Consider the following 26,162-nt stretch of genomic DNA (forward strand, 5'->3'; position numbering starts at 1 on the left):
CGCCCCCGGAAAGGCGGGCAGCCAGCAAAAAGCGCCACCGCCCGGCCAGTCTGTAACCAGCCGGGGGTGGCGCTCAGGGCAGGGATCAGGCCTTGGGGCTCGCTGCGGATTCGACCTTCAGCTTGCCGTCCACAATGTCCTTCTTGATCTGGTCAAGCTCGGACTTGAGCTCGGCCGGAACCTCGGAGTCGAAATCGTGGAACGGCGCCAGCTGGACGCCTTCGTTCTCCAGGGTGCCCACGTAAGGGGTGTTATCGAAGTTGCCCTCGACATCGTCCTTGATCACGGTCTCCACGGCGTCGCCCATCAGCTTCATGACCGAGGACAGCATGATGTCCTTGTAATCCGGGGCGGTGAGGTAGCCATCGGAGTCGACCCAGATGAGCTTGACGTCCTTGCCGGCAGCCTTCGCTTCCTTCAGCGCCGCTCCGGCGCCCTTGCCCACGGGGCCTGCAACGGGCATGACGATGTCAGCGCCCTGGTCAAGGAAGTTTCGGGTGAGCTGCTTGCCCACGTCCTGCTTCTCGAAGTCGCCGGTGAAGCTGCCGTCCTGGGCTTCTTTGTTCCAGCCCAGGAGCTTGACGCTCTTGTTCTTCTGTTCGTTGTAGTACTTCACGCCGTCCGCGAAGCCGTCCATGAAGATGGTGACGGTGGGGATCTTGATCCCGCCGAAGGTGGCCACCGTACCGGTCTTGCTGGTGCCGGCCGCCAGATAGCCGGCGAGGAACGCCGCCTGGGCCGTGTCGTAGATGATCGGCTTGACGTTCTCGATGGGGGTTTCGTAGCCGAAGTCGACGATCGCGAAGTGGCTGTCCGGGTTGGCTTCGGCCTGCGCCTTGGTGGCGTCGCCCAGCAGGAAGCCCACCGTGACGGTCAGGTCGCAGCCTGCCGTCACCATGGCGCGAAGGTTGGGCTCGAAGTCGTTGTTCGTCTTTGACTCCACCTGGTTGACCTTGATGCCCAGGTCAGCTTCCGCCTTCTTGAGGCCCTCATAGGAGGACTGGTTGAAGGACTGGTCGTCGAACCCGCCGGAGTCCGAGACGATGCAGCCGGTGTAGTCGCTGGCGGCTTCGGTGGATCCGCCGCCGGCTTCCGGGGCCGCACCGCAGGCCGTCAGCAGGAGCGCCGAAGCGCCAACGGCAGCCACGCCGGCCATTGAACCGCGCTTAAGGCGTGCACGCAGTGATGTCTTCAATATTCCTCCAGGAGAGAGTGGCGCTACGGCTCGAATTCAGTGAGTGTCCGTTTCTACACTGAAATTCTGTTTTCACTGAGGGCACGCAGCACTGCGCCGGAGCGCACTGATGCCAACTACTGTAGTGGCCTGCGCCACCGGCCCCTAGCACACGCCGGTTGCCGGAGGGAGATTGTTTACAAGTTGTTACCAAGTGGTAGCGCAGGACGGCGCCAGCAGCTTTGCGTCAGAGGTCGCGGATGGTGCGCAGTGCCGCTCCGGTGAGTACCCGGATGCCCAGGCCCAGGGCCCGCTCGTCCAGGATGTAATCGCCGCGGTGGAGGTCGTATTCCTCACCGCCCGGAGTCTTGGTGCCCAGCCGCATCATGGCTCCGGGGAGATCTGCCAGGAACCATGCGAAGTCCTCCCCGCCCATGGACTGCGGAGTCAGCACCACTGCGCCCTCCCCGATTTCCGCGCGGGCGGAGGCTTCAATGAGCGCGGTTTCGTGTTCGGAGTTCACTACCGGCGGCACTCCCCTGGTGTGCTCCAGGCGGACGTCCACTCCGTAGGGCGCGGCAACCTGGTGGACCACCTCGTCCAGCAGCTCGCCGGCAGCGTGCCAGGCATCGCGGTCCAGGCAGCGCATAGTGCCTGCCATATAACCCACACCGGGAATGGCGTTGGGCGCGGACCCTGCTGAAATCTGCCCCCACACCACGGATACACCGCTGCGGACATCCACACGACGGGACAGGACAGCGGGCACGTTCACGGCGATCTGCGCCAGGGCGAACACCAGGTCCTCAGTGAGGTGCGGGCGGGAGGTGTGTCCGCCGCGGCCGGAGAGTTCAATGCGGATGGTGTCCGAGGCGGAGGTGATGGCCCCGATGCGGGTACCGATCCTGCCCACCTCGATGCGCGGGTCGCAGTGCAGCGCCAGGATCCGCGGCACGCCTTCGAGGACCCCCTGTTCGATGCAGGCGTGCGCGCCGCCGGGCATCGTTTCCTCGGCCGGCTGGAAGATCAGCCGGACGGTGCCGCCCAGCGGCTGCTCCAGGTGCATCCGCTGGAGCACCAGGGCGATGCCCAGCATGGTGGTGGTGTGCACGTCATGCCCGCAGGCGTGGGTCACGCCGTGGTTTCTGGAAGCGAACGGAAGGCCGGTTTCCTCGATGATGGGCAGCGCGTCAATGTCGCCGCGGAGTGCCGTGGCGATGGGTCCTTCGCCCACGTCCACCGTCAGGCCGGTGCCTTCGAGGCGGCGCGGGGCCAGCCCGGCAGCTTCGAGCCGCTCGGCGAGTTTGTCTGTGGTGCGGAACTCTTTGAAGGACAGTTCGGGATGCGCGTGGAGGTCCCGGCGGAATTCGATCAGTTCCGGCAGGAGCGGGTCCAGCCAAGGGGCCACCAGGGCTGTGGGCTGGGCTTCTGTAGTGTAATTGCGCACTGTTTCACTCTAGCCATGGTGGCCGAAAATGGGGGCCATCCCGGTCGCTGCGTTACATCCCGGGCCCTTTGGGGCGCCGGAACGCAACGCGGCGCAGGGCGTCACAGGACGTCCGTGTCCCCACTGGCCTTGAGGGCGTCCACGGCCGCCTTGACCCGCTGCGAATTGGCCTTGGTGGTCACCAGCAGCGCGTCCGGCGTATCCACGATGACCACGTCCTCGATGCCGATCAGGGCGATGACGCGCTTGGTGTCGGAGACCACCACGCCGCTGGAGTTCTCGGTGAAGACGCGCGCGCCTTCCCCCAGCACCGTGACGTCGTCCACTTCCCGGGCGCTGTTAAGCCTGCCCACCGAGGCGAAGTCCCCGACGTCGTCCCACCGGAAAGTACCGGGTACGACGGCGACGTCCCCGGCTTCGGCGGCAGGTTCCGCTACCGCGTAGTCGATGGCGATCTTCGGCAGCGTGGGCCATACGCGGGCCGTGACTTCGTCACGCTGCGGGGTGTCCCAGGCCGCCGCGATCTCCTGCAGGCCCTGGAAAAGTCCGGGCTGGTTTGCTTCGAGGTGCTTGAGCATCAGGGCCACCGGGGCCACGAACATGCCGGCGTTCCAGACGTAGTTGCCGCTTTCCACGTATTGCCGGGCCACCGCCTCGTCCGGCTTTTCGACGAACTCCACGACGTCCTGCGCACTCGGAGCGCCCTCAATCCGGAGGTCCTGGCCGGAGCGGATGTAGCCGAAGCCGGTGGACGGGTGGGTGGGCTTGATGCCGATCGTGACAATCTTCCCTGCGGCGGCAGTGTGGATGGCCTCGCGGACCGCCTCCTGGAAGAGGCCGTCGGGGCTGATCACGTGGTCAGCCGCGAAGGATCCCATGATGGCGTCCGGGTCCCGCTGGTGCAGGATCGCCGCGGCCAGGCCGATGGCGGCAGCGGAGTCCTTCGGCTCGGACTCGAGGACCAGGTCCGAATCCTGCAGTTCCGGGAGCTGCCGGCACACGGCATCCCGGTGAGCCATGCCGGTGACCACCAGGATCCGGCTGCCGGCCAGCGGGTGCAGCCGGTCGTAGGTGGCACGCAGCAGCGTGCTTCCCGAACCCGTGAGGTCGTGGAGGAATTTGGGAGCTGCGGCGCGTGACAGGGGCCAAAGCCGGGTCCCCACGCCGCCAGCCGGGATTACGGCAATAAAGCGGTCAAGTGGTGATGCCGGGCTCGTCACTTTATCTGTAGTCATCACGGCTTACTTTAGCCGAACGGCCTTGGCGCACCTCCGGGACGGCCGCAGGCCGCGCAACACAACCGCAGGCGGTCCGCCGGGCTTGTGGCGTTCGTCTCAAAAAACAGCGAATTCCGCGCCGATGCTGGTCACCAAGTCTTCCCTAAATTGAATAAGCTGTAAGCGAAGCCTAGATTTAGGCCTGAGCTACGAGTGCTCTCGCAGCAGGCGTTCCCCCCGCGTGGATCTCATGCCAGCGCCGCTGTGTTGCAGGGAGGTTTATCAGTGCCGACAAAACCAGCTGGCACCTTGTACCGCGGCCGTGAAGGCATGTGGTCCTGGGTAGGACACCGTATTACCGGTGTAGTGATCTTTTTCTTCTTGTTGGTCCACGTCCTGGACACCTCATTGGTGCGTGTGTCCCCCGAGGCCTACACGGAAGTGATCGGTGCCTACAAAAATCCGCTCATGGCGCTGGGCGAGACCGGTCTGGTTGCCGCCATCGTTTTCCACGCCTTCAACGGCCTGCGGATCATCGCCGTGGACTTCTGGAAGAAGGGCCCCAAGTACCAGCGGCAGATGCTGTGGGCGGTCCTTGGCCTTTGGGCTGTCACCATGATCGGCTTCTCCATCCGCCACCTGTCCCTCGCCTTCGGAGGTCACTGACCCATGTCTGCAACCATCGAAAGCCCCCGCAGCGGGCGGATCGCTCCCGAGTACCGCCGCCACGGCGGCAGCAAGGGCAACTTCGAGATGATCGCATGGCTCTTCATGCGGCTTTCCGGCGTGGTCCTGGTGGTCCTTATCTTTGGCCACCTCTTTGTGAACCTCCTGGTGGGCGAGGGCATCCACGCCATCGACTTCGGCTTCGTGGCCGGCAAGTGGGCGGATCCGTTCTGGCAGTTCTGGGACCTGGCCATGCTGTGGCTGGCTATGCTGCACGGCACCAACGGCGTACGCACCATCATCAACGACTACGCGGAGAAGGACTCCACCCGCCGCTGGCTGAAGACCGTACTGTACGCGGCCACGGTGGTCATCGTGGTCCTGGGCACCCTGGTGATCTTCACCTTCGATCCCTGCCCGGTGGTGGACGGTGTCCAGCTGCCCGGCGGATTCTGCCCTGCCTAGCATCAGCACCATCCCGGGCCCGCGGGCTTTACCGCGGGCCCTGTTTTGCGGAGCAGGCAACGCCGCCCCGTTGTTTTATTGCGAATTTTGAGAGAAAGAGCGTCTGGTATGCAGGTCCATAAGTACGACGTCGTCATCGTCGGTGCCGGTGGCGCTGGCATGCGCGCCGCGATCGAATCCGGTCAGCGCGCGCGCACAGCAGTACTGACCAAGCTCTACCCCACCCGCTCGCACACCGGTGCAGCGCAGGGTGGTATGTGTGCGGCCCTTGCCAATGTCGAGGAAGACAACTGGGAATGGCACACCTTCGACACCGTCAAGGGCGGCGACTACCTGGTGGACCAGGACGCCGCGGAGGTCATGGCCAAGGAAGCGATCGACGCCGTCCTTGACCTGGAAAAGATGGGCCTGCCGTTCAACCGCACGCCCGAAGGCCGGATCGACCAGCGCCGCTTCGGCGGACACACGCGCGATCACGGCAAGGCTCCGGTCCGCCGTGCCTGCTACGCCGCGGACCGCACCGGCCACATGATCCTGCAGACGCTGTACCAAAACTGCGTCAAGCACAACGTGGAGTTCTACAACGAGTACTACGTCCTGGACCTGCTGACGGTCGAGGAAGACGCTGTCCGCGAAGACGGCACCCCGTACAAGCAGAAGCGTGTCGCCGGCGTGGTCTCCTACGACCTCGCCTCCGGCGAGCTGCACGTGTTCCAGGCCAAGTCCGTCGTGTTTGCCTCCGGCGGCGCCGGCAAGGTCTTCAAGACCACCTCGAACGCGCACACCCTCACCGGTGACGGCATGGGCATCGCGTTCCGCCGCGGCATCCCGCTGGAGGACATGGAGTTCTTCCAGTTCCACCCGACCGGCCTGGCCGGCCTGGGCATCCTCCTCTCCGAGGCCGCCCGCGGTGAAGGCGCCATCCTCCGCAACTCAGAGGGTGAGCGGTTCATGGAGCGCTACGCCCCCACCATCAAGGACCTCGCCCCGCGTGACATCGTGGCCCGTTCCATGGCCAACGAAGTCCGCGAAGGCCGCGGCTGCGGCCCCAACAAGGACTACGTGCTCCTGGACCTGACCCACCTGGAGCCGGCGCACATCGACGCCAAGCTTCCGGACATCACCGAGTTCGCCCGGACCTACCTGGGTGTGGAGCCCTACACCGAGCCCGTCCCGGTGTTCCCTACGGCGCACTACGCCATGGGCGGCATCCCCACGAACATCGAGACCGAGGTCCTCCAGGACAACGACACCGTGGTTCCCGGCCTGTACGCAGCCGGTGAGGTTGCCTGCGTGTCGGTCCACGGATCCAACCGCCTGGGCACCAACTCCCTGCTGGACATCAACGTGTTCGGCAAGCGCGCCGGCATCGCCGCGGCGGAATACGCCAAGACGGCCGACTTCGTGGAACTGCCGGAGAACCCCCTGGCCTACACCACGGAACTGCTGGACATTGCCCGCAACGGCACCGGTGACGAGAAGGTGGCCCAGATCCGCAAGGAACTGCAGGACACGATGGACGCCAACATGCAGGTGTTCCGTACCGCGGACACCCTGAACCAGGTCCTGCGCGACATCGCCTCCTTCGAGGAGCGTTACAAGCGCATCAACGTCCAGGACAAGGGCAAGCGCTTCAACCTGGACCTGCTCGAGGCCGTAGAGCTCGGCTTCCTGCTGGAACTGGCCAAGGTCATGACCGTGGCCGCCCTGCACCGCGAGGAATCCCGCGGCGGACACTTCCGCGAGGACTTCCCGGACCGCGACGACGAGAAATTCATGAAGCACTCCATGGCGTACAAGGACGACCACGCCCCGGCAGACGGCTCGGCGGAATCCATCGCCGGCGTCCGCCTGGCCACCAAGCCGGTTGTCTTTACCCGCTACGAGCCGATGGTGAGGAAGTACTAAGATGACCGCTGAAATCGCTGAGCCAGCCTCAAAGATTGAACTGCCTGCCGGCGTCGGCGGGGGCGGCGAGATCCCCACGTTCGACGTGCACCTGCGCGTCCGCCGGTACAACCCGGAGGTCTCCGCGGAAGCCACCTGGGATGACTACCACCTCACCATGTACGGCACGGACCGCGTGCTGGATGCCCTGCACAAGGTCAAGTGGGAGATGGACGGCAGCCTGTCCTTCCGCCGCTCCTGCGCCCACGGCGTCTGCGGTTCGGATGCCATGCGCATCAACGGCCGCAACCGCCTGGCCTGCAAGACGCTCCTGAAGGACCTGGACACGTCCAAGCCCATCACGGTGGAACCCATCAAGGGCCTCCCGGTGGAGAAGGACCTCATCGTGGACATGGAACCGTTCTTCCAGTCCTACCGCGAGGTCATGCCCTTCCTGATCAACAAGGGCCACGAGCCCACCCGGGAGCGCCTGCAGTCCGCCGAGGACCGCGAGCGTTTCGACGACACCACCAAGTGCATCCTGTGCGCCGCGTGCACCTCGTCCTGCCCGGTGTTCTGGACCGACGGCCAGTACTTCGGCCCCGCGGCCATCGTCAACGCACACCGCTTCATTTTCGACTCCCGTGATGACGCCGGCGACATGCGCCTGGAGATCCTGAACGACAAGGAAGGCGTGTGGCGTTGCCGCACCACCTTCAACTGCTCGGAAGCGTGCCCCCGCGGCATCCAGGTCACCCAGGCCATTGCCGAGGTCAAGCAGGCCATCCTGTCCCGCAGGATCTAGCAGCACCAGAACTGAAGAAGTACGACGACGGCGCCTCTCACCTTCAAGGTGGGGGCGCCGTCGTCGATTCAGCAGCCCACCCTGGACGAACGGAAAGGTCCCCCATGTCCCGCTCCGAAAAAGTCACCTTCGAAGGCTCCACCGGCGAGACGCTCTCCGGCATCATCGACACTCCGGAAGGCCACGTGAAGGGTTGGGGCGTCTTTTCGCACGGCTTCACCCTGGGCAAGGACAGCCCGTCCGCCTCGAGAATATGCAAGGCGCTGGCGGACTCCGGCGTGGGCATGCTGCGCTTCGACAACCTCGGCCTGGGCGAATCGGCCGGCGAATGGTCCGCCGGGTCGTTCAGTCACAAAGTGGCCGACACCGTGAAGGCGGCAGAGTTCATGCGCCGCGGGGGAAAGCAGATTTCCCTGCTCGTGGGGCATTCCTTCGGGGGTGCCGCGGTCCTCGCCGCGGCCCGGGAAATACCGGAGCTCGACGCCGTGGCAACAGTCGGAGCGCCGTTCTCACCCAGGCATGTGGCCCACGTCTTCGACGCGGCACTGGACAAGATCCTCAGCGAGGGAAGCGCCGAGGTTGACCTGGGCGGAAAGCGGGTGGAGATCAGGAAGCACTTCGTGGAGGATCTGGAAAACGCTGACCTCACGGACTGCATCAAGCAGCTGCACAAACCCCTCATGGTGCTGCACTCCCCCACGGACAACACGGTGGGGATCGAGAACGCCAGCAGCATCTTCCAGGCCGCCCGGCATCCGCGGAACTTTGTTTCGCTGGAGGGAAGCGACCACCTGCTCACGGGCAAGGGCCAGGCTGCCCGCGCTGCCCGGATTATTGCTGCCTGGGCCGACCAGTACCTCGACGCCGCGCCGTAGCGGTGGCGGCCGCGCCGCCGTGCCCCGGAACCTTGCCCGGCTGCACCTGCCTCGAACCCCATGCTACCCTTGCCTGTGTGCTGTGGAGGGCGTGAAGGTCAGCTTCTCGGACGGCTGACCATCCTGCGGAGACCAGGTAGACCTGGCTGACCAGGTTGAACCAGATCAGCAGCCCGATAATGATGGCGAACGGCGCCAGGATGGGGTTCCTCCCGGCCCCCGCCAGCAGTTCGGTGCTGAAGATCTGCAGGACCGCGGTCCCCACGGCCGCCAGCACCGTTCCCTCCAGCAGGGCGCGCCGGGACAGCTTCAGCCCGCCGGCCAGCCGGAACATGACAAGAGCGGTGAACCAGTTCAATACCAGCGGAACACCTATTTTTATGGAAGTGGTCAGGGGGCCGGCTACAACGGGATCGAGCTTCAGGAAGTCCGCCACCCAGCCGGCGGCGGTGCCGAAGATCAGCGACGCACCCGCGCTGATCACCAATGCCACGCCGAGCAGCAGCAGGGTTCCGGCGTCCCGCAGCTTCATCAGGACGGGGTTCAGTTCCAGCGGCGGCAACTCAAGCACGCCGCGGAGGCCGTCCCGCAGGCCGGCTATCCAGCCCAGCGAAGTGATGACGGTGACCACTGCGGCCACCAGTGCCGTCCAGCCCAGGCCTCCGGGGTCCAGCAGGTCATCCGGGTCCACCAGCCCCTGGCCCCCATTCACCTTGAGCAGGCCGGGGGCGCTTTGCGCAACGCTTTCGATCACCACGTCCAGAAGCGCGGGTTGGCCGCGGAGCACTAACCCGGCCACCGAAAACCCGGTGGTCAGGAGGCCTGTGATGGAGAAGAACATATTGAAGCCAATGCCGGCGCTCATCAGCGGGCCGTGCTGGAGGCTGTAGTGCTTGAAGGCCCGCATGGGGCGGAAGGCGTTCAGCCGCGCCAGCAGCCACTGCACCATGCCCATGGCGTTTGCCACCAGGCCGCCTCCGGCCCGGCGCGACTTGCCCCACTCCATCCGTTTCCGGATCACGGCAAGCTTGAGCCGGGCCTGCTCGGTGGGAAGGGGCGGCCGCTCAGGCCCTCCGGGACGGGCTGCCTGGGACAGCGCTGTCTGTGGCCCGCTCCGCCCGGGAGGCGCCGCCGTCGTCGTCGATTTCTCTGCCAAAGTCCAGCTCTTCCCGTAGCTGCCAGATGCCGTCCGCACCATGCTCGTAGAGTCCCATGCTAACCACGGGGAAGGTGGCCCTATAGTCGCGCAACACGGCTTCGGCCTCATCGAGGCTTTCGGGTGCGACGTCGTGCGCGATGGTCACGTGAGGGTGGTACGCGAACGGGAGGTTGCGCTCCAGCGGGCCCTGCTGCAGCTTTCGGTGCAGCTCGACGCACTCTCCGAAGCCCTCCTCCACATTGATGAAGACCACCGGCGACACAGGCCGGAAGGTCCCCGTGCCGGCGATGGTGATCGTGAAAGGACTCTGGCGGCGGGCCACCTCGCGCACGTGCTCTCGGGTGGCCTCCCAGTCATCGGTGGGGGTGGTGGTCACCAGCGTGATATGGGCGGGGACCACCGTTGCCAGCGGATCCCCAAAGGAGGCCCGCCAGCGCTGCAGCTCCTCCGCGATGTCACGCGGGAACCCCAGGATGACGCCTACGCTGGTGCCCATTGCGCTAGCGGACTCCGGCGAGGCTGAGGGACGGCAGGAAGCCCATGCGCTCATACACCTGGCCGAGGGTTACTGTGGCGATCTCCCGCGCCCGTTCGGCCCCCTTGGCAAGGAGGCGGTCCAGTTCCGCCGGGTCTGCCATCAGCGCGTTGGTCCGGTCCCGCAGCGGAGTGATGAAGTCAACCACGACCTCTGCCAGGTCCACCTTGAGGTGGCCGTACATCTTGCCCTGGTACTCCGCCTCCAGGTCGGCCACGGACTTGCCGGTGAGGGACGAGTAGATGGTGAGCAGGTTGGAGACGCCCGGCTTTTCCTCGGCGTCGAAGCGGATGTCCGTACCGGCGTCGGTTACGGCGGACTTGATGCGCTTGGCCGCCACCTTGGGGTCCTCCAGCAGCTGGATCGCGCCGTTGGGCGACTCCCCCGTCTTGGACATCTTGGCGCTGGGGTTCTGCAGGTCGTAGATCTTCGCGCGTTCCTTGACGATGGTGGCCTCGGGAACCGTGAAGGTCTGCCCGAACCGGGTGTTGAACCGCTGCGCCAGGTTGCGGGTCAGTTCCAGGTGCTGGCGCTGGTCCTCGCCCACCGGGACCAAGTCCGTCTGATAGAGCAGGATGTCAGCCGCCATCAGGGTGGGGTACGCGAAGAGGCCCAGAGTTGCCGCATCCGCCCCGGATTTCTGCGTCTTGTCCTTGAACTGGGTCATGCGGGACGCTTCGCCGAAGCCGGTGATGCAGTTCAGCGCCCAGGCGAGCTGTGCGTGTTCAGGCACGTGGGACTGGACAAAGAAGATGCTTCGGTCCGGGTCGATGCCGGCCGCGATGTACTGCGCGGCAACGATCCGGGTGCGCTTGGCCAGCTCCGCGGGGTCGAAGTCCACCGTGACTGCGTGCAGGTCCGGAATGAAGAAGACGGCGTCGTACTCAGCCTGCATGTCCACCCAGTTGCGCACCGCACCGATGTAGTTGCCCAGGTGGAGGGAGTCCGCGGTGGGCTTGGCGCCCGAGAGGATGCGCTTCTTGGCAGTAGGGGAAGTCTGGCTAGTCATGGGGGAGGAAACCTTTGGGGATGGTTTGGAGCTGGGGGAGGTTAGAGCAGGTAGTCCACTACCAGCGGGGCGTGGTCTGAGAATCGGGTGTCCCACGAGGCAGCACGGTCCACCACGGCCGAGATTGCGGCGGAGGCCAGGGCCGGGGTGGCCAGGTGGTAGTCAATGCGCCAGCCGGTGTCGTTGTCGAACGCCTTGCCGCGCTGGGACCACCAGGTGTAGGGGCCGTCCATCTCCCCGGAAAGGTTGCGGTGGACGTCCTGCCAGCCGATCTCCCCGCCGAGGAACCGGTCGAAGTAGGCCCGTTCTTCGGGCAGGAAGCCTGCCTTCTTGACGTTGCCCCTGGCGTTGCGGATGTCCCGGGCAGTGTGGGCCACGTTCAGGTCCCCCACCACCAGGGCATGGTCGCTGTGTTTGGCCAGTTCGGGAAGACGGGTGCTCATGACATCAAGGAACCGGAACTTGTCATCCTGCTTGGGAGTGCCGGCCTCACCGGAGTGCACATAGGCGCTTGCCACGGTGAGCTGGACCGGGTTTCCCGCGGCGTCGCGCAGCCGGAAATCAGCTTCCACCCAGCGGCCTGCGGTGGCGAAGTAATCGTCGCCGATGCCGTTCCTGGTTTCCAACGGCTCTTCCCGGGAGGCGATGGCGACGCCGGCCCGGCCTTTCGCTTCCGCCTCGGCGTGCAGGATATGCCAGCCGTCGCCGAGCAGCTGCCGCACGATGGCGTCCGGGGCCCGGACTTCCTGGAGGCAGAGGATGTCCACTTCGCGGGGCTCCAGCCATGCAGCCATTCCATTGCGGAACGCAGCCCGCAGGCCGTTGACGTTCACGGATGCGACGCGCAGGTGGTCCTTGTTCAATGCCGAGCTCACCCGTTCCACTCTAGTCGATGACGGTTCCGGTGACCGGCTCGCCGCTGCCGCCGGAGGACTTGATCATGTCGCGGGCATTAGTGGCGGTGATTTCGATGGTTTCAAGGGCGCGGTTGATGGTGTCCTGGTTCGCGGCAGCACCCTTGGCGCGCTCGTCCTCCACCACCCGGACCTGCACCTGGACGATCTTGAAAGAATGGTCCAGCTTGAGGTCGCGGACCTCATCGGCCTCGGTGCGTTCGTAGATAACCCGGGTCCCGCCTTGGTCGGCGGCGGCGTGGGGGCCGCGGCCGGCAGCCGTGCTGAAGGCGTTCTGGGCTTCCGTCAGTTTCGCTCCGGCCTTTTTGGCCGCCTTCTGGATGCTGAACACTACAAAGGAAGCAAGGGCGAGCCAGAAGAAGGCGATGACGGCCACCACCCATCCCACCACGTCGTTCTGGTTGGCCGCGAAGATCACGGCCACCACGAACGCGGTCACCAGGACCATCAGGCCCGGACCGCTGATCCGGAACATGGAAAATCCGGGCTTGCCGGACTTGGAGGATGAGGAGGGGTTGCCCAAAGATCGCATGACCCCATTCTCTCAAATTCCTGCGGGTGCTCCGGCCGCCTTCCACCGGCCGCGAACAGCCTCCCGGAAGCCGAAACCTCTTGTCCGCCGGTAAGACCAGGAGTAGCTTGGCTCGGGCCGGGGATGCCCAGGAATCAAAGCAAAGGACAAGACCATGACCCGTTCTGCACTAAGGTCCGCGGCAGCCGCCGCGGGTGTCGTTTTCCTTCTCGGTTCAGGCAGTGCTGCCGTGGCCAAGCCGGGGGGCACACCTGCCATCCCGCTGAATACTGCCCAGGAGGTCACGGGTGCCAATACCGGCGCCAGCGGCTTCTTCAGCTATTCCATCTCCGGCGACCAGTTCTGCTACACGCTTGAGGCCCGCGACCTCTCCGTGTCCGCCGCTGCCGCGCACATCCACTTCGCCCCCCGCAACCAGGCAGGCGGGGTTGTTGTTCCGCTCACGGTAGGCGCGGGCACCGACTGGGTGGTGGCAGGCTGCGCCACGGCAGATCCCGCCCTGCTGGCGGGGATCGCGGAAAGCCCACGCAGTTACTACGTGAACGTCCACACCGCCACTTTCCCCGGCGGCGAGATCCGCGGCCAGCTTAAGTAGGCAGCCTGAACCACGACGGCGGCGCGGTTCTCTCCCTGGGGAGGGTGCCGCGCCGCCGTCGTACTTGAGGACGGGCCTGTTAAGCCGCGCCCGCCTGCCGCTCTGCCGCTTCAACCACGTTGGTCATCAGCAGCGCCACGGTCATGGGCCCCACTCCCCCGGGGTTCGGCGAAATCCAGCCGGCCACCTCTGCGGCGGCAGGATCAATGTCGCCGTGGACCTGGCTCTTGCCGGTTTCGGGGTCCGTTTCACGGGTAACGCCAACGTCCAGCAGGGCGGCGCCCGGCTTCACGTCCGCAGCCTTGACGATGTGTTTGACGCCCGCCGCACCGACGATGACGTCCGCCTGCCGGAGCAGCTCCGACAGGTTGGCAGTGCCGGTATGGGTCAGCGTGACGGTGGCGTTGACGTTCCGGCGGGTCAGCAGCAGCCCGATGGAGCGTCCGATCGTCACGCCGCGGCCAACCACCACCACGTGCTTGCCCGCGAGGCTGTAGCCGTTGCGCTGCAGGAGTTCGATGACACCGCGGGGCGTGCACGGCAGCGGGGTGGTGATCTCGCCGTTGACGTTCAGCACCAGCCGGCCGAGGTTGGTCGGGTGGAGCCCGTCAGCGTCCTTGGCGGGGTCGATGCGCTCAAGGATGGCGTCGGTGTCCAGGTGCTTCGGCAGCGGCAGCTGCACGATGTAGCCGTGGCAGGCAGGATCCGCATTGAGTTCGTCTATGAGGGCCTCCACCTGGGCCTGCGTGGCGTCCGCGGGCAGTTCGCGCTGGATCGAGTTCATTCCGATCTGCACGGACTGCTTGTGTTTCATCGAAACGTACAGCTGCGAGGCCGGGTCCGCGCCCACCAGCACAGTGGCGATGCCGGGTGTGATGCCCTTGGCCTTGAGCGCGGCCACGCGTTCGGTCAACTCGGCCTTGATGGCAGCGGCGGTGGCCCTGCCGTCAAGGATCTGCGCGGTTCTGGTGTGAGTCATTGGTTACCACTGCTCGTGCTGCGGGTAGAGCGGGAAGTCGGCGGCGAGCTTGTCCACGCGGGACTGCAGGGCCTCGATGTCCGCGCCGGTGCCGGCCTTCAATGCGGTGGCGATGATTTCGGCAACCTCGGTGAACTCGGCGGCGCCGAACCCCCGGGTGGCCAGCGCAGGGGTGCCGATGCGCAGGCCGGAGGTGACCATAGGCGGGCGGGGGTCGAACGGCACGGCGTTGCGGTTGACCGTGATGCCCACCGAGTGCAGGAGGTCTTCGGCCTGCTGGCCGTCCAGCTGCGAGTTGCGCAGGTCGACGAGCACAAGGTGCACGTCGGTACCGCCGGTGAGTACGGAGACGCCGGCTTCGGCGACGTCGGCCTGGTTCAGGCGGTCCGCGATGATGCGGGCACCTTCGAGCACGCGCTCCTGGCGCTCCTTGAACTCCTCGGTGCCGGCGATCTTGAAGGCCACGGCCTTGGCGGCGATGACGTGCATCAGGGGCCCGCCCTGCTGGCCGGGGAAGACGCTCGAGTTCAGCTTTTTGGCCCACTGTTCCTTGGCCAGGATGACGCCGGAACGGGGGCCGGCCAGGGTCTTGTGCACCGTGGAGGTGACGACGTCGGAGTGCGGCACCGGGCTCGGATGCAGTCCTGCTGCGACCAGGCCCGCGAAGTGCGCCATGTCGGTCCAGAGCAGCGCGCCCACCTCATCCGCGATGGAACGGAAGGCGGCGAAGTCCAGGTGGCGGGGGTAGGCGGACCAGCCGGCGATGATCACCTGCGGCTTTTCGGCGATGGCCTGCTCGCGGAGCTTGTCCATGTCGATGCGGAAGTTGTCCTCTTCCACCTGGTAAGCCGCAACGTTGTACAGCTTGCCGGAGAAGTTCAGCTTCATGCCGTGGGTCAGGTGGCCGCCGTGCGCCAGGGACAGGCCCAGGATCTTGTCGCCGGGGGTGATCATGGCGGACAGAGCCGCGGCGTTGGCCTGCGCACCGGAGTGCGGCTGGACGTTGGCGTATTCGGCGCCGAAGAGGGCCTTGACGCGGTCGATGGCCAACTGCTCGGCAACATCAACGTACTCGCAGCCGCCATAGTAGCGGCGTCCCGGATATCCCTCGGCGTACTTGTTGGTCAGGACGGAACCCTGCGCTTCCATCACCGCCCGCGGTGCGAAGTTTTCGGAGGCGATCATTTCCAGGGTGCCGCGCTGGCGGCCCAGTTCCTGGTCCAGGACTGCGGCGATTTCGGGGTCGAGCTCAGCCAGGGGCTGGTTGCTGACGGCGGTGGTTGTGGTGGCTGGTGTAGTCACGGAAAACTCCTCGCTAGGCGTAAAGGCACTGCTAAGGTCAGGCTACCGGCCGGTGCGCTTCCGCAGCCTGTCGATGACAGGTGTGACAGCGCACGTCATGGTGCTGCGGTACTGACGGGGTGCAGCCCATTTCCGGCAAAACATGACCCTCGGCCCAGGCGTACGATCCGTGGTCTTCGTGATTGCCGCTCCCTGGTGGTTAGCCACCCAACGCCAGTTGCGACGCTTCCAGCCTACCAAATCCAGGGGTTCACCCGCGGGTAGGCTTGTACGCGTGAGTGAAGAGCACCTGACCCAAGCGCATGTAGTAACCCTGTCCTGCCCGGACCGCCCCGGGATTGTCCACGCGGTGGCCGGAGCCCTGCTGGTGGCGGGGTGCAATATTACGGACTCACAGCAATACGGCAGCCCCGCGACCGGGAACTTCTTCATGCGTGTGGAGGTGACGACGGCGGCTCCCAAGCCTGAGCTTCGAGCCGCCCTGGACCCGGTGGCCGAGGCGTTCGGAATGCAGTGGAGCCTGGACACGGTGGGCGACAAGGTGCGCACCCTGGTCATGGCCAGCACGTCGGCCCACTGCCTGAACGACCTCCTGTTCCACCAGCGCAGCGGGACCCTGCCCATCGAAATCCCCGCCATCGTCTCCAACCACCGCGACCTGGCCGGACTTGCCGAGTTCTACGGCATCCCGTTCCACTACATTCCCGTCACCCCGGACACCAAGACGGAGGCCGAGGACAAGCTCCGCGCCATTATGGTCGAACAGCGCATCGAACTGACCGTGCTGGCCCGCTACATGCAGATCCTCTCCGACGAACTGTGCACCGAGCTGACCGGACAGGCCATCAACATCCACCACTCGTTTCTGCCGTCCTTCAAAGGCGCCCGCCCGTACCACCAGGCCCACGCCCGCGGCGTTAAGCTCATCGGCGCTACCGCCCATTACGTCACGGCCGCCCTGGACGAGGGGCCCATCATTGAGCAGGAAGTCATCCGGGTGGACCACGCGCGCACGCCGGAGCAGTTTGTGCAGATGGGCCGGGACGTCGAAGGCCGCACCCTGGTACAGGCCGTACAGTGGCATGCCGAACACCGGGTCCTCCTGGACGGCAACCGGACCGTGGTGTTCAACTAGCCCCGGACCAGCCGCCCGGCCTTATGCTGAAGCCATGGTTGACGCACCACAGAACGCGGACCATGAGGCGGACCTCGCACTGTTCTACGACCGGCAGGCCCCGGCCGTTAATACCCGGGCCGGAACTCCACAGCGCGTCGCATGCCGGGAGTGGTTTATCCGGCTGCTCAAGAGCGAACACCGGCGTTCCGTCTTTGAACTCGGATGCGGCACCGGGGTGGAAGGCCTTGAATTTGTCCGTGCGGGTCTGCATTACTGCGGCGTGGACCTCTCCGGCGAAAGCGTCCGCCTGGCCATAGCCAAAGGCCTGAACGCCAGCGTCGCCAGCGGGCGGAGCCTGCCGTTCCTGGACGGCGCCTTCTCTGCCGGGTGGACCATGAGTACCCTGCTGCACGTGCCCAACAGCCTGATCGACGGCGTCGTCAGCGAATTGGCGCGGGTGTGCGCACCAGGCTCGCCCATTGCCGTCGGACTCTGGTCCGGAGATGATGAGGAAGTCCTGAACCCGGAGGACGACCAGGAGCCGCGCCGGTTCTTCAGCCGCCGGAGCGACGCGGCGGTCATGCGGACCTTCGGCGCGCATGGCGAGGTGGAGCACTTCCGCACCTGGCCGGAGGGTACCGGGGATGAGTCAGGGCCGGGGCGGGGCGCATGGATGCAGCACTACCAGTTCCTGGTCCTCCGCACTCCGGATCCCACAGCCGGCCCAGCGGACACATCGGCCCGGGAGCAGCGGCCGCACCCCCGAGTGACCTAGGGTGAATCCATGGCTCCTCTCCATCCTTTTGCCGGCGTTTCACCGGCCGTCCATGACTCCGTTTTCGTCGCGCCCACCGCGTCCATCATCGGCAGCGCCACGCTCGCAGCAGAGTCCAGCGCGTTCTACGGAGTTTCCGTGCGTGCTGACACGGCCACCATCTCCGTCGGCGAAGGCACCAACCTGCAGGACAACGTGGTGCTGCATGCCGACCCCGGATTCCCCTGCACAGTGGGCGCCCGGGTCAGCGTGGGGCACGCCGCCGTCGTCCATGGCTGCACCGTGGAGGACGACTGCCTCATCGGCATGGGCGCCACCATCCTGAACGGTGCAGTGATCGGCACCGGCTCGCTGGTCGCCGCCGGCGCCGTGGTGCTTGAGGGCACCGTCATTCCGCCGCGTTCCCTGGTGGCCGGCGTGCCGGCCAAGGTGCGGCGCGAACTCACCGAGGAAGAGTACGACGGCGTCCGCCGGAACGCGGCGCACTACCGGGAGCTGGCACGCGCCCACCGGGAACAGCACGCGTCATAGTCCCTACCCGCCCCTCACCTCGCAGGCCCGGCCGGGGAACGCACTATGCGTTAACTTCTTGACGCCAAGACCCCGCATAGGGCAATCTTCTTAGCATGCCCGCAACCCCGCGCTCAACGAGGAGCAAACCAACAAATCCCGGCTCCCAGTCGGCGCTGCGCCAATTGAACCAGCAACGGATTATCGAGACCCTGATGGGCGGGCCCTCCACGCAGGCGGAACTCGCCAGGCAGACCGGCCTTTCCACCGCCACCGTCTCGAACATCGTCAAGATCATGCTCGACTCGGGGCTGGCCTCCACGGAGCCGATCACCAGCTCCGGACGGCGCGCCCTCAATGTCCGGCTGAACAGCAACGGCGCCGTCGCGGTAGGCATCGACTTCGGCCGACGGCACCTCAGGGTGGTCCTGGCCTCACTGAGCTACCACGTCATCGCAGAGGAATCAGTTCTCCTCCCCCTGGGGCACCAGGCCGAGGAAGGCATCCAGGCCGCTGTGGCGCTGCTGGAGAAACTGCTGCACGACAGCGGCGTGGAGCGGACCGCCGTAGTGGGGGCCGGCGTCGGAATTCCCGGGCCTATCGACAGGCGCACCGGTACCGTCGCACAAGGTGCCATCCTTCCGGAATGGGTGGGGATCAACATCCTTCAACACCTCGAAGAAACCCTAGAAATGCCCGTCTTTGTTGACAACGACGCGAACCTGGGAGCGTGGTCCGAGGTGACGTGGGGGCAGCACACGGGTGTCAGCAACCTGCTGTTCCTGAAGATCGGCTCGGGCATCGGCGCGGGCCTCATACTCAACGGCGCTCCCTATTACGGCAACGTCGGAATTACCGGCGAAATTGGCCACGCGACCATACACGAACAGGGCTTGGTGTGCCGATGCGGAAACCGCGGATGCCTCGAAACCATCGCCTCCACCACGACCATGATCGAACTCCTCAGCCGCGGCGAGGACAGGCCCCTGACGCCGGCCGATATTGTGCGCAAGGCCCTGGCCCGCGACCCGGCCACGCTGCGGGTGGTGGATGACGCGGGACTGTCGGTGGGACGTGCCCTGGGAAACGTCGCCAACCTGATCAACCCTGAAGTGATCGTGGTGGGCGGCCCCCTGGCCGGCCTCGGGGACCTTCTGCTGGACCCCATCCGGCGCGGCCTGATCCGGCATGCCGTGCCCGTGATCGGCGAAAGCACCACCTTGACCATGTCTTCCCTTGGCGACCGTGCGGAAGCACTCGGCGCCGCCGCCCTGGTGTTCCAGCACGCCGGCATCAGGAAGACCTAGACCGCATCGTTATCCCGCAGTTGCGTTAAATACTTGACGACAACGCGGGTGATCCAGTTTACTTTTTCATCAGACGGCCCTGCGCTTTGCCTGGCCGGACAAAGAAGTCATTGCATTGGAGGGCTAGGGCACATGACGTCCCAGACCACGCACACCGAACCCGTCATCCTGGAGATGCGGTCCATCACCAAGGAATTCCCCGGCGTCAAAGCCCTGGCGAACGTGAACCTCCGGGTGAAGGCGGGCGAAATCCACGCCATCTGCGGTGAAAACGGAGCCGGCAAGTCCACGCTGATGAAGGTACTCTCCGGCGTCTACCCCCACGGCAGCTACGACGGCGACATCGTGTACCAGGGGCAGGTCCAGCACTTCAAGGACATCCGCGCCAGCGAACACGCGGGCATCGTGATCATCCACCAGGAACTGGCGCTGATCCCGGAGCTGTCCATCATGGAGAACATCTTCCTGGGCAACGAACCCACCAAACGGGGCGTCATCGACTGGGCAGAAGCGCGGACCCGCTCCACCGAACTGCTGGCGAGGGTGGGCCTTCGCGAGGACCCGGACACCCCCATCAAGGAAATCGGCGTCGGCAAGCAGCAGCTCGTTGAAATCGCCAAGGCGCTGAACAAGTCCGTCAAGATCCTCATCCTGGACGAACCCACCGCGGCGCTGAACGAATCCGACTCGCAGCACCTGCTGGACTTGATCCTGGGCCTCAAGGGCCGCGGCATTACCTCCATCATCATTTCCCACAAGCTCAACGAGATCGAGCAGATCGCGGATTCCATCACCATCATCCGTGACGGCAAGTCGATCGAGACGCTCGACGTCAAGGCCGACGGCGTGGACGAGGACCGCATCATCAAAGGCATGGTGGGGCGCACCCTGGAGTCCCGTTTCCCGGAACACACACCCCGCATCGGCGAGGTGTTCTTTGAGGTCAAGAAATGGACCGTGGCCCACCCGACCGTTCAGGACCGGTTGGTCTGCAAAGACTCCAGCTTCTTTGTCCGCCGCGGCGAAATCGTTGGGTTCGCCGGCCTGATGGGGGCGGGCCGCACGGAGTTGGCCCGCTCGGTATTCGGCCGCTCCTACGGGCGGTTCATTGACGGCAATATCTACCTGGACGGCAAGGAAGTGGTCCTCAAATCGGTCCGGCAGGCCATTGATGCCGGATTGGGTTACGTGACCGAAGACCGCAAGTCCCTGGGCCTCAACCTGTTGGACGACATCAAGACCACCACGGTCGCCGCCAACCTCAGGAAGATCAGCCGGCATTCCGTCGTGGATGCCAACCAGGAATTTACGGTTGCCGAGCAGTACCGCAAATCGCTGCGCACCAAGACCCCGTCCGTGGAGGAGGGCGTGGCCAAGCTCTCCGGCGGCAACCAGCAGAAGGTTGTCCTGGCCAAATGGATGTTCACGGACCCGGAGCTGCTGATCCTGGACGAACCCACCCGCGGCATCGATGTAGGTGCCAAATACGAGATTTACGGCATCATCCAGCAGCTGGCCAACCAGGGCAAGGGAGTGATCGTCATTTCCTCTGAACTTCCTGAACTGCTGGGCCTCTCCGACCGCATCTACACCATCTTTGAAGGCGCCATCACCGGTGTCCTGGACAAAGAAGAGGCCACGCAGGAAAGCCTGATGAAGCTGATGACCTCAAACCGCAAAGCCGCCTGACCCCTGGACCACCCAGAACTTCCGGACAAGGACTGACACCATGAACGCCCTTAAAAAGCTGTTTGGCGGCAACACCCGCCAATTCGGCATGATCTTTGCCCTGGTGGCCTTGATCATCTTCTTCCAGATCGCCACGGAGGGCCGGACCCTCACCTCCGGCAACGTCATCAACCTCTTCAACGGCAACTCCTACATCCTGATCCTCGCGATCGGCATGGTCCTGGTCATCATCGCCGGGCACATCGACCTGTCCGTGGGTTCCGTGGCGGCCTTCGTCGGGGTCACCGTCGCCCTGACCATCCGTGACTGGGGCCTGCCCTGGTATGCCGGCGTCCTGCTGGGCCTGCTGCTCGGGGCGCTGATTGGAGCGTGGCAGGGCTGGTGGACCGCCTACGTCGGGATTCCCGCCTTCATCGTCACCCTGGCCGGCATGCTGCTATTCCGCGGGCTGAACCAGTTCGTGGGCAAGTCCAACACCATCCCCGTTCCGGAGAGCTTCCAGTACCTCGGTGCCGGGTACCTTCCCGAGGTGGGTCCGGACACCGGTTACAACAACCTCACCCTCCTCATCGGCGTTGCCGCCGCCGCGTTCGTGATCTTCGGCGAACTGCGGTCCCGGGCCCGAGCCAAGGCTCTTGGCGCGGACGTCCCGGAAATGTGGGTCACGGTGCTGAAGCTGGTGCTGATCAGCGGCGCCATCCTCTACGCGACGTACCTCTTCGCCACCGGCCGTCCGGGTACCTCCTTCCCCATCCCGGGCCTCATCCTGGCCGTCCTGGTGCTGCTCTACGGCTTCATCTCCTCGCGTACCGTCCTGGGCCGCCACGTCTACGCCGTGGGTGGCAACCGGCACGCCGCTGAGCTCTCCGGTGTCCAGTCCAAGAAGGTCAATTTCCTGGTCATGATGAACATGTCCATCCTGGCCGGCCTGGCCGGCATGATCTTCGTGGGACGCTCCACCGCATCGGGCCCCTTCGACGGCGTGGGCTGGGAACTGGACGCCATCGCGGCCGTCTTCATCGGCGGCGCTGCAGTGACCGGCGGCGTGGGCACCGTCGTCGGGTCGATCATCGGCGGCCTGGTGATGGCAGTGCTGAACAACGGCCTGCAGCTCCTGGGGGTCGGCGCGGACCTCACCCAGATCATCAAGGGCCTGGTCCTCCTGATCGCCGTCGCGTTCGACGTCTACAACAAGAGCCAGGGCAAGAAGTCGATTATCGGCATGCTGACCCGGAACATGAACCGGCCCACCGGCGGACCGAACAACCCGCTCCAGCCGGACGAAACAACCTCCACGAAGGAAGCGATCGCCAGGGAAGCCTGAGCCCGCGACCTGAACATCGTCACAACACCAAAAGGAAAGAGAACCAACAATGCGAATGATTGGTAAAGCAGGAAAGGCAGCAGCGGTCGCTGCCATCGCAGCACTGGCGCTGACGGGTTGCGGCCGGTCGGAATCAACCGGCGGTTCCACCGAAGGCGCCTCCGGATTCCCGCAGGACTCCGCTATCGGCGTCGCGCTTCCGCAGAAGACCAGTGAGAACTGGGTCCTGGCGGAAAAGCTGTTCAACGACGGCCTCAACGGCGCCGGCTTCAAGGCTGACGTACAGTTCGCCAACGGCGGCGTCTCCGAACAGCAGAGCCAGATCAGCGCCATGGTCACCAAGGGCGCCAAGGTCATCATCGTCGGTGCCATCGACGGTTCGCAGCTGGGCACCCAGCTGAAGCAGGCGAAGGACGCCGGCGCTACCGTTATCGCCTATGACCGCCTGCTCCTGAACACGGAGAACGTGGACTACTACGTGGCCTACGACAACTTCAAGGTCGGCGAACTCCAGGGCCAGGCCCTGCTTGAGGGCCTCAAGGCCAAGAAGCCTTCCGGCCCCTACAACATCGAACTGTTCGCCGGTTCCCCGGATGACGCCAACGCGAAGGTCTTCTTCGACGGCGCCATGAGTGTCCTCCAGCCGAAGATCGACGACGGCACCCTGAAGGTCCTCTCCGGCCAGACCAAGTTCGAACAGGCCGTGACCCAGGGCTGGAAGGCGGAGAACGCACAGCGCCGCGCCGACACCCTGCTCACCGGCAGCTACGGCAGCGCCTCCCTGGACGGCGTCCTGTCCCCGAACGACACGCTGGCCCGCGCTGTCCTGACCGCCGTCAAGGGCGCCGGCAAGCCGCTGCCCGTCGTGACGGGCCAGGACTCCGAGGTTGAATCCGTCAAGTCCATCATGGCCGGCGAGCAGTACTCCACCATCAACAAGGACACCCGCAAGCTCGTGGAGCACGCCATCACCATGGTGAAGGACCTCCAGGCGGGCAAGAAGCCCGAGATCAACGACGACAAGTCCTACGAAAACGGCGTCAAGACCGTTCCGGCCTACCTGCTGGAGCCGGTCATCGTCACCAAGGAAAACGTCAAGACCGCTTACACCGACGACCCGGTCCTCGGCCCGATCACCAAGTAGTCAGCTAAGGGAAGGCCCGGCTCCCCGCGATATTCTCGCGGTGGAGCCGGGCTTTCGCGTTCCTGTGGCAGGATGGCTCCATGCCCGCCCCCATCGCCACGCCATGGCTCTCCGCACAGACCGACCAGGACCCCCGCTCCGCCACCGGCAAGACCTTGCGCTGGGGCATCGTCGCCACCGGCTCAATCGCAGGCCTGATGGCCCGGGACCTGTCGCTCCTGGCGGACGCCGAGCTGTACGCCGTCAGCTCCCGGCAGCAGTCTAAAGCCGACGCCTTCGCCGCCGAACACGGGGCGGCCAGGACCTACGTGGACGACGGCGGTGTCCCCGGCTACCGGCGGCTGCTGGCCGATGACCAAGTGGACGTGGTCTACGTTGCAACACCCCACGCGCAGCACCACGAGGTGGTCCTCGCCGCCCTCAACGCCGGTAAGCACGTGCTTTGCGAAAAGGCCTTCACCGTCAACGCCCGGGAAGCCTCGGAGCTGATCGACACCGCGCGGTCCCGGAACCTCTTCCTCATGGAAGCGATGTGGAGCCGCTTCCTCCCCAGCATGCAGCGGGCATTCGAAATCGCCGCCTCCGGCGAGCTGGGTGAAATCCACTGGGTCACGGCCGACCTCGGCTTCCCCGCCCCGTACTCCCCCGGATCCCGGCTCTGGGCTCCGCGGGACGGTGGCGGCGCCCTGCTCGACATCACTGTCTACCCCCTGTTATGGGCGCTGGGAACGCTTGGATTCCCGCAGACGGTCAGTGCCACGGGATTCGTCAACGACGACGGCGTCGACTCCCAGAACGCCCTTACCCTCGGCTACCATCATGCAGCCCAGGTCCAGCTCACCTCGTCGCTCCTGTCGCACGGGCCGCGGACCGCCACGGTTGCCGGAAGCAAAGGCTTCCTGCAAAGCGTCGGATCCATCAACAACCCGCGCGAACTGGTGATCACCAAGGACCGCAACGACCCCCGCACGGAAAAGTTCGACGTCGTTGGCAAGGGGTATACGTACGAGCTGCGGGAGGCGACCCGGTGCATACAGCAGGGCCTGACCGAGAGCCCGGTCATGCCGTTGGAAGACTCCCTTAACACCATGCGCCTTTTTGACGGTGTCCGTGCCCAGCTGGGCGTCAGCTACCCAAACGACCGGCACTGATTTTCCCGGAACCCTCGACGCGGACCCGGCCGGAGTCGTAAGCTGACTTATTATTGGTCGCACCGCTGCTGGGGGTGGTATGCATGGCTCGAGTCCGCTCGCCTTGGCATGCCCTGCGCCCCGTCTTCCTCGCCGGTGCCGCTACATTCGCCTGGCTGACCTTCTCATCCTCTCCTGCCTCGGCTGATCTTCTGCCGGAACCCACCCCGGCAGTGAATGAGATCCTGATCGATTCACCGACCACCGACATGTTGGCCCCGGTCGTCGACGCGGTCCCGGGAACCGAGCCGGCGGCGCCTGTCACCGCAGTCGTGGAGGACACCGTAGGCGTGGTGGAACAGGTCGTCGTTCCCCCCGCAGCCGGGATCGTCGCAGCCACCGAACCACTCATCGATCCGGTACTGGAATCCGCGGAGCCCGTCCTCGTTCCGGTGCAACCGATCCTGGATCCTGTCCTGGCGCCCGTGGTAGCCCCGGTCACTGAACTTGTGCCGGCTCTGGAACCTCTGGTGGAGCTGGCTCCCGAGGGCCCTGCCCTCGCCATCGCCGGGCTCCTTCCGGATGGGGCTAACGAGCCCGCCGCAACCGGCCCTGCCTTGAACCCCGGCCCTGCCAGGGAACCAGCGCCCGCCAGCACAGAACCGAGGCAGGCCCTGGCGGCGGGCCCTCCACTTTCCGCTCCGCTGACCGCTGTGGCCGTACCGCTGTGGGCTGGTCCTACCGCATACGCGGAGAGCCCTGAGCCGGCGCCCGTTCCGCCGTCGTCCCCGCCCGCGCCCGTTCCCGTGGCACCTGGCTCGGGCGGTCCGGGTTCCGGCGGACCGTCGCCGGGCCCAGCCGCCTGGCTGAGCCCTGTCGCCTTTGTTCTTCCCTTCCTTGGCGCGGCCAGCGCCCCGGAGTTCGTGCTTCGTGCTCCGGAACCGGTGTCCTTCGACCCCGGTTCGTCTCCTGACTAGTTGAGCCATGCCTGCCTTTTGTCGGCAGGACACGGCAACCGGGCTGCTTACCGCACCCACCATCAACTTCTCAGGAGACATCATCATGCGTACCACCCTTCGCCGGGGCCTTCTCGGCACCTTCATGGCCGGCGGGCTCCTCGCCCTCGGCTGCACCGCTGCCAGTGCAGCGGACCACACGGACGGAGCGGACCTGTCCGCTTCAGCCCTCATTTCGGCGGCGGCGTCCGCTGATAGGGCGTCATCGGGCCTGCTGGGTGACCCGACGGCGTCCCAGACCACGGACGTCGCCGCTGCTGTCAACCTCACGGCCGACGCCGCCGCCACCACCGGGGCGGACAGCACCACCGCTGACAGCAACCTCGCCACCGCCGCCGCGGCCGACCTCACCCTCGGCCTCACCACCGGCAGCGACATCGCTGGCAGTGACATCACCGGCACCGACGGCACCGCAACCAACGGGACCACCGACGCGGCACTGACCGCCGACGCAACCCTGGCAGCAACGCTCAACACCGCCACCACCGGGGCAGACAGCACCACCGCTGACAGCAACCTCGCCACCGCCGCCGCGGCCGACCTCACCCTCGGCCTCACCACCGGCAGCGACATCGCTGGCAGTGACATC

26 protein-coding genes are annotated in these 26,162 nt (G+C 65.6%); 16 read left to right on the forward strand and 10 right to left on the reverse strand.

Annotated features, from left to right (window positions below; translation table 11 throughout):
• Positions 1-85: 85 nt before the first annotated feature.
• From ACIQCN_RS13020 to ACIQCN_RS13030, 3 genes are all read right to left on the reverse strand, one after another.
• Positions 86-1,156, reverse strand: a complete 1,071-nt coding sequence (locus ACIQCN_RS13020; RefSeq protein ID WP_400606400.1) for a BMP family protein — start codon at positions 1,154-1,156, stop codon at positions 86-88.
• A gap of 265 nt (positions 1,157-1,421) precedes the next feature.
• Complete coding sequence (locus ACIQCN_RS13025; RefSeq protein ID WP_400605775.1) at positions 1,422-2,621, reverse strand: amidohydrolase; 1,200 nt, start codon at positions 2,619-2,621, stop codon at positions 1,422-1,424.
• A gap of 101 nt (positions 2,622-2,722) precedes the next feature.
• Positions 2,723-3,856, reverse strand: a complete 1,134-nt coding sequence (locus ACIQCN_RS13030) for a mannose-1-phosphate guanylyltransferase (RefSeq protein ID WP_400605774.1) — start codon at positions 3,854-3,856, stop codon at positions 2,723-2,725.
• 267 nt (positions 3,857-4,123) lie between these two features.
• On the opposite strand from ACIQCN_RS13030, the gene sdhC reads away from it, so the two are divergent.
• From sdhC to ACIQCN_RS13055, 5 genes are all read left to right on the forward strand, one after another.
• Entirely contained in the window at positions 4,124-4,504 is a 381-nt protein-coding gene (gene sdhC / locus ACIQCN_RS13035) for a succinate dehydrogenase, cytochrome b556 subunit (RefSeq protein ID WP_377215273.1), read from the forward strand.
• 3 nt (positions 4,505-4,507) lie between these two features.
• Complete coding sequence (locus ACIQCN_RS13040; RefSeq protein WP_377215272.1) at positions 4,508-4,969, forward strand: succinate dehydrogenase hydrophobic membrane anchor subunit; 462 nt, start codon at positions 4,508-4,510, stop codon at positions 4,967-4,969.
• Between the two features lie 108 nt (positions 4,970-5,077).
• The gene (gene sdhA, locus ACIQCN_RS13045; protein ID WP_400605772.1) at positions 5,078-6,877 is read left to right on the forward strand and encodes a succinate dehydrogenase flavoprotein subunit; all 1,800 of its coding nucleotides are present in this window, start codon (positions 5,078-5,080) and stop codon (positions 6,875-6,877) included.
• 1 nt (position 6,878) lies between these two features.
• Entirely contained in the window at positions 6,879-7,661 is a 783-nt protein-coding gene (locus ACIQCN_RS13050; protein WP_400605770.1) for a succinate dehydrogenase iron-sulfur subunit, read from the forward strand.
• A gap of 104 nt (positions 7,662-7,765) precedes the next feature.
• Positions 7,766-8,536: an alpha/beta hydrolase family protein gene (locus ACIQCN_RS13055; protein WP_400605769.1), complete on the forward strand. Its 771-nt coding sequence runs from the start codon at positions 7,766-7,768 to the stop codon at positions 8,534-8,536.
• On the opposite strand, the gene ACIQCN_RS13060 is transcribed toward ACIQCN_RS13055, so the two are convergent.
• From ACIQCN_RS13060 to ACIQCN_RS13080, 5 genes are read right to left on the reverse strand one after another with little or no spacing between them, the layout of a single operon-like run.
• Positions 8,493-9,542: a YihY/virulence factor BrkB family protein gene (locus ACIQCN_RS13060; RefSeq protein WP_400611311.1), complete on the reverse strand. Its 1,050-nt coding sequence runs from the start codon at positions 9,540-9,542 to the stop codon at positions 8,493-8,495. The two genes, ACIQCN_RS13055 and ACIQCN_RS13060, sit on opposite strands and share 44 nt — an antisense overlap.
• Before the next feature lie 58 nt (positions 9,543-9,600).
• Positions 9,601-10,191: a 2'-5' RNA ligase family protein gene (locus tag ACIQCN_RS13065; RefSeq protein ID WP_400605766.1), complete on the reverse strand. Its 591-nt coding sequence runs from the start codon at positions 10,189-10,191 to the stop codon at positions 9,601-9,603.
• A 4-nt stretch (positions 10,192-10,195) separates the two neighbouring features.
• The gene (gene trpS / locus ACIQCN_RS13070; protein WP_400611278.1) at positions 10,196-11,239 is read right to left on the reverse strand and encodes a tryptophan--tRNA ligase; all 1,044 of its coding nucleotides are present in this window, start codon (positions 11,237-11,239) and stop codon (positions 10,196-10,198) included.
• Positions 11,240-11,280: 41 nt separating this feature from the next.
• On the reverse strand, positions 11,281-12,114 hold the full coding sequence (locus tag ACIQCN_RS13075; protein WP_400611279.1) for an exodeoxyribonuclease III: 834 nt from the start codon (positions 12,112-12,114) through the stop codon (positions 11,281-11,283).
• Positions 12,115-12,124: 10 nt separating this feature from the next.
• Positions 12,125-12,685, reverse strand: a complete 561-nt coding sequence (locus ACIQCN_RS13080) for a hypothetical protein (RefSeq protein ID WP_400605760.1) — start codon at positions 12,683-12,685, stop codon at positions 12,125-12,127.
• Between the two features lie 154 nt (positions 12,686-12,839).
• On the opposite strand from ACIQCN_RS13080, the gene ACIQCN_RS13085 reads away from it, so the two are divergent.
• Complete coding sequence (locus ACIQCN_RS13085; RefSeq protein WP_400611280.1) at positions 12,840-13,280, forward strand: CHRD domain-containing protein; 441 nt, start codon at positions 12,840-12,842, stop codon at positions 13,278-13,280.
• Positions 13,281-13,359: 79 nt separating this feature from the next.
• Here ACIQCN_RS13085 and ACIQCN_RS13090 read toward each other — a convergent pair whose 3' ends face one another.
• Together ACIQCN_RS13090 and glyA are read right to left on the reverse strand one after the other, a co-directional pair.
• Entirely contained in the window at positions 13,360-14,259 is a 900-nt protein-coding gene (locus tag ACIQCN_RS13090; RefSeq protein WP_400611281.1) for a bifunctional methylenetetrahydrofolate dehydrogenase/methenyltetrahydrofolate cyclohydrolase, read from the reverse strand.
• A gap of 3 nt (positions 14,260-14,262) precedes the next feature.
• Entirely contained in the window at positions 14,263-15,561 is a 1,299-nt protein-coding gene (gene glyA, locus ACIQCN_RS13095) for a serine hydroxymethyltransferase (RefSeq protein WP_400611282.1), read from the reverse strand.
• A 274-nt stretch (positions 15,562-15,835) separates the two neighbouring features.
• Between glyA and purU the strand changes: the two genes are divergently transcribed.
• The 10 genes from purU to ACIQCN_RS13145 all read left to right on the forward strand — a co-directional run.
• Positions 15,836-16,696, forward strand: coding sequence for a formyltetrahydrofolate deformylase (gene purU, locus ACIQCN_RS13100; RefSeq protein ID WP_400611283.1), 861 nt, complete (start codon positions 15,836-15,838; stop codon positions 16,694-16,696).
• 34 nt (positions 16,697-16,730) lie between these two features.
• On the forward strand, positions 16,731-17,453 hold the full coding sequence (locus tag ACIQCN_RS13105; protein WP_400611284.1) for a class I SAM-dependent methyltransferase: 723 nt from the start codon (positions 16,731-16,733) through the stop codon (positions 17,451-17,453).
• A gap of 9 nt (positions 17,454-17,462) precedes the next feature.
• The gene (locus ACIQCN_RS13110; RefSeq protein WP_400605747.1) at positions 17,463-17,984 is read left to right on the forward strand and encodes a gamma carbonic anhydrase family protein; all 522 of its coding nucleotides are present in this window, start codon (positions 17,463-17,465) and stop codon (positions 17,982-17,984) included.
• 95 nt (positions 17,985-18,079) lie between these two features.
• Positions 18,080-19,270, forward strand: a complete 1,191-nt coding sequence (locus ACIQCN_RS13115; protein ID WP_400605745.1) for an ROK family transcriptional regulator — start codon at positions 18,080-18,082, stop codon at positions 19,268-19,270.
• Between the two features lie 132 nt (positions 19,271-19,402).
• Complete coding sequence (gene mmsA, locus ACIQCN_RS13120; RefSeq protein ID WP_400611285.1) at positions 19,403-20,959, forward strand: multiple monosaccharide ABC transporter ATP-binding protein; 1,557 nt, start codon at positions 19,403-19,405, stop codon at positions 20,957-20,959.
• A gap of 40 nt (positions 20,960-20,999) precedes the next feature.
• Positions 21,000-22,283 carry a multiple monosaccharide ABC transporter permease gene (mmsB, locus tag ACIQCN_RS13125; protein ID WP_400605741.1) on the forward strand — a complete coding sequence of 428 codons (1,284 nt, stop codon included), beginning with the start codon at positions 21,000-21,002 and terminating at the stop codon, positions 22,281-22,283.
• A gap of 49 nt (positions 22,284-22,332) precedes the next feature.
• Positions 22,333-23,427 carry a substrate-binding domain-containing protein gene (locus ACIQCN_RS13130; protein WP_377215251.1) on the forward strand — a complete coding sequence of 365 codons (1,095 nt, stop codon included), beginning with the start codon at positions 22,333-22,335 and terminating at the stop codon, positions 23,425-23,427.
• Between the two features lie 80 nt (positions 23,428-23,507).
• Positions 23,508-24,578, forward strand: coding sequence for a Gfo/Idh/MocA family protein (locus ACIQCN_RS13135; RefSeq protein ID WP_400611286.1), 1,071 nt, complete (start codon positions 23,508-23,510; stop codon positions 24,576-24,578).
• An 83-nt stretch (positions 24,579-24,661) separates the two neighbouring features.
• Positions 24,662-25,534: a hypothetical protein gene (locus tag ACIQCN_RS13140; protein WP_400611287.1), complete on the forward strand. Its 873-nt coding sequence runs from the start codon at positions 24,662-24,664 to the stop codon at positions 25,532-25,534.
• Between the two features lie 85 nt (positions 25,535-25,619).
• A partial coding sequence (locus ACIQCN_RS13145; protein ID WP_400611288.1) for a hypothetical protein occupies positions 25,620-26,162 on the forward strand: 543 nt, incomplete at its 3' end.

This window comes from Pseudarthrobacter sp. NPDC092424, from assembly GCF_044754925.1.
GTDB lineage: Bacteria > Actinomycetota > Actinomycetes > Actinomycetales > Micrococcaceae > Arthrobacter.

What these genes read in the sequence shown, in the direction of transcription:
- ACIQCN_RS13020 (WP_400606400.1), bottom strand. Translation starts at nt 1,156, where the DNA reads ATGGCCGGCGTGGCTGCCGTTGGCGCTTCGGCGCTCCTGCTGACGGCC.
- ACIQCN_RS13030 (WP_400605774.1), bottom strand. Translation starts at nt 3,856, where the DNA reads ATGACTACAGATAAAGTGACGAGCCCGGCATCACCACTTGACCGCTTT.
- ACIQCN_RS13040 (WP_377215272.1), top strand. Translation starts at nt 4,508, where the DNA reads ATGTCTGCAACCATCGAAAGCCCCCGCAGCGGGCGGATCGCTCCCGAG.
- sdhA (WP_400605772.1), top strand. Translation starts at nt 5,078, where the DNA reads ATGCAGGTCCATAAGTACGACGTCGTCATCGTCGGTGCCGGTGGCGCT.
- ACIQCN_RS13050 (WP_400605770.1), top strand. Translation starts at nt 6,879, where the DNA reads ATGACCGCTGAAATCGCTGAGCCAGCCTCAAAGATTGAACTGCCTGCC.
- ACIQCN_RS13055 (WP_400605769.1), top strand. Translation starts at nt 7,766, where the DNA reads ATGTCCCGCTCCGAAAAAGTCACCTTCGAAGGCTCCACCGGCGAGACG.
- ACIQCN_RS13060 (WP_400611311.1), bottom strand. Translation starts at nt 9,542, where the DNA reads ATGGAGTGGGGCAAGTCGCGCCGGGCCGGAGGCGGCCTGGTGGCAAAC.
- ACIQCN_RS13065 (WP_400605766.1), bottom strand. Translation starts at nt 10,191, where the DNA reads ATGGGCACCAGCGTAGGCGTCATCCTGGGGTTCCCGCGTGACATCGCG.
- trpS (WP_400611278.1), bottom strand. Translation starts at nt 11,239, where the DNA reads ATGACTAGCCAGACTTCCCCTACTGCCAAGAAGCGCATCCTCTCGGGC.
- ACIQCN_RS13080 (WP_400605760.1), bottom strand. Translation starts at nt 12,685, where the DNA reads ATGCGATCTTTGGGCAACCCCTCCTCATCCTCCAAGTCCGGCAAGCCC.
- ACIQCN_RS13085 (WP_400611280.1), top strand. Translation starts at nt 12,840, where the DNA reads ATGACCCGTTCTGCACTAAGGTCCGCGGCAGCCGCCGCGGGTGTCGTT.
- ACIQCN_RS13090 (WP_400611281.1), bottom strand. Translation starts at nt 14,259, where the DNA reads ATGACTCACACCAGAACCGCGCAGATCCTTGACGGCAGGGCCACCGCC.
- ACIQCN_RS13105 (WP_400611284.1), top strand. Translation starts at nt 16,731, where the DNA reads ATGGTTGACGCACCACAGAACGCGGACCATGAGGCGGACCTCGCACTG.
- ACIQCN_RS13110 (WP_400605747.1), top strand. Translation starts at nt 17,463, where the DNA reads ATGGCTCCTCTCCATCCTTTTGCCGGCGTTTCACCGGCCGTCCATGAC.
- ACIQCN_RS13115 (WP_400605745.1), top strand. Translation starts at nt 18,080, where the DNA reads ATGCCCGCAACCCCGCGCTCAACGAGGAGCAAACCAACAAATCCCGGC.
- mmsA (WP_400611285.1), top strand. Translation starts at nt 19,403, where the DNA reads ATGACGTCCCAGACCACGCACACCGAACCCGTCATCCTGGAGATGCGG.
- mmsB (WP_400605741.1), top strand. Translation starts at nt 21,000, where the DNA reads ATGAACGCCCTTAAAAAGCTGTTTGGCGGCAACACCCGCCAATTCGGC.
- ACIQCN_RS13130 (WP_377215251.1), top strand. Translation starts at nt 22,333, where the DNA reads ATGCGAATGATTGGTAAAGCAGGAAAGGCAGCAGCGGTCGCTGCCATC.
- ACIQCN_RS13135 (WP_400611286.1), top strand. Translation starts at nt 23,508, where the DNA reads ATGCCCGCCCCCATCGCCACGCCATGGCTCTCCGCACAGACCGACCAG.
- ACIQCN_RS13140 (WP_400611287.1), top strand. Translation starts at nt 24,662, where the DNA reads ATGGCTCGAGTCCGCTCGCCTTGGCATGCCCTGCGCCCCGTCTTCCTC.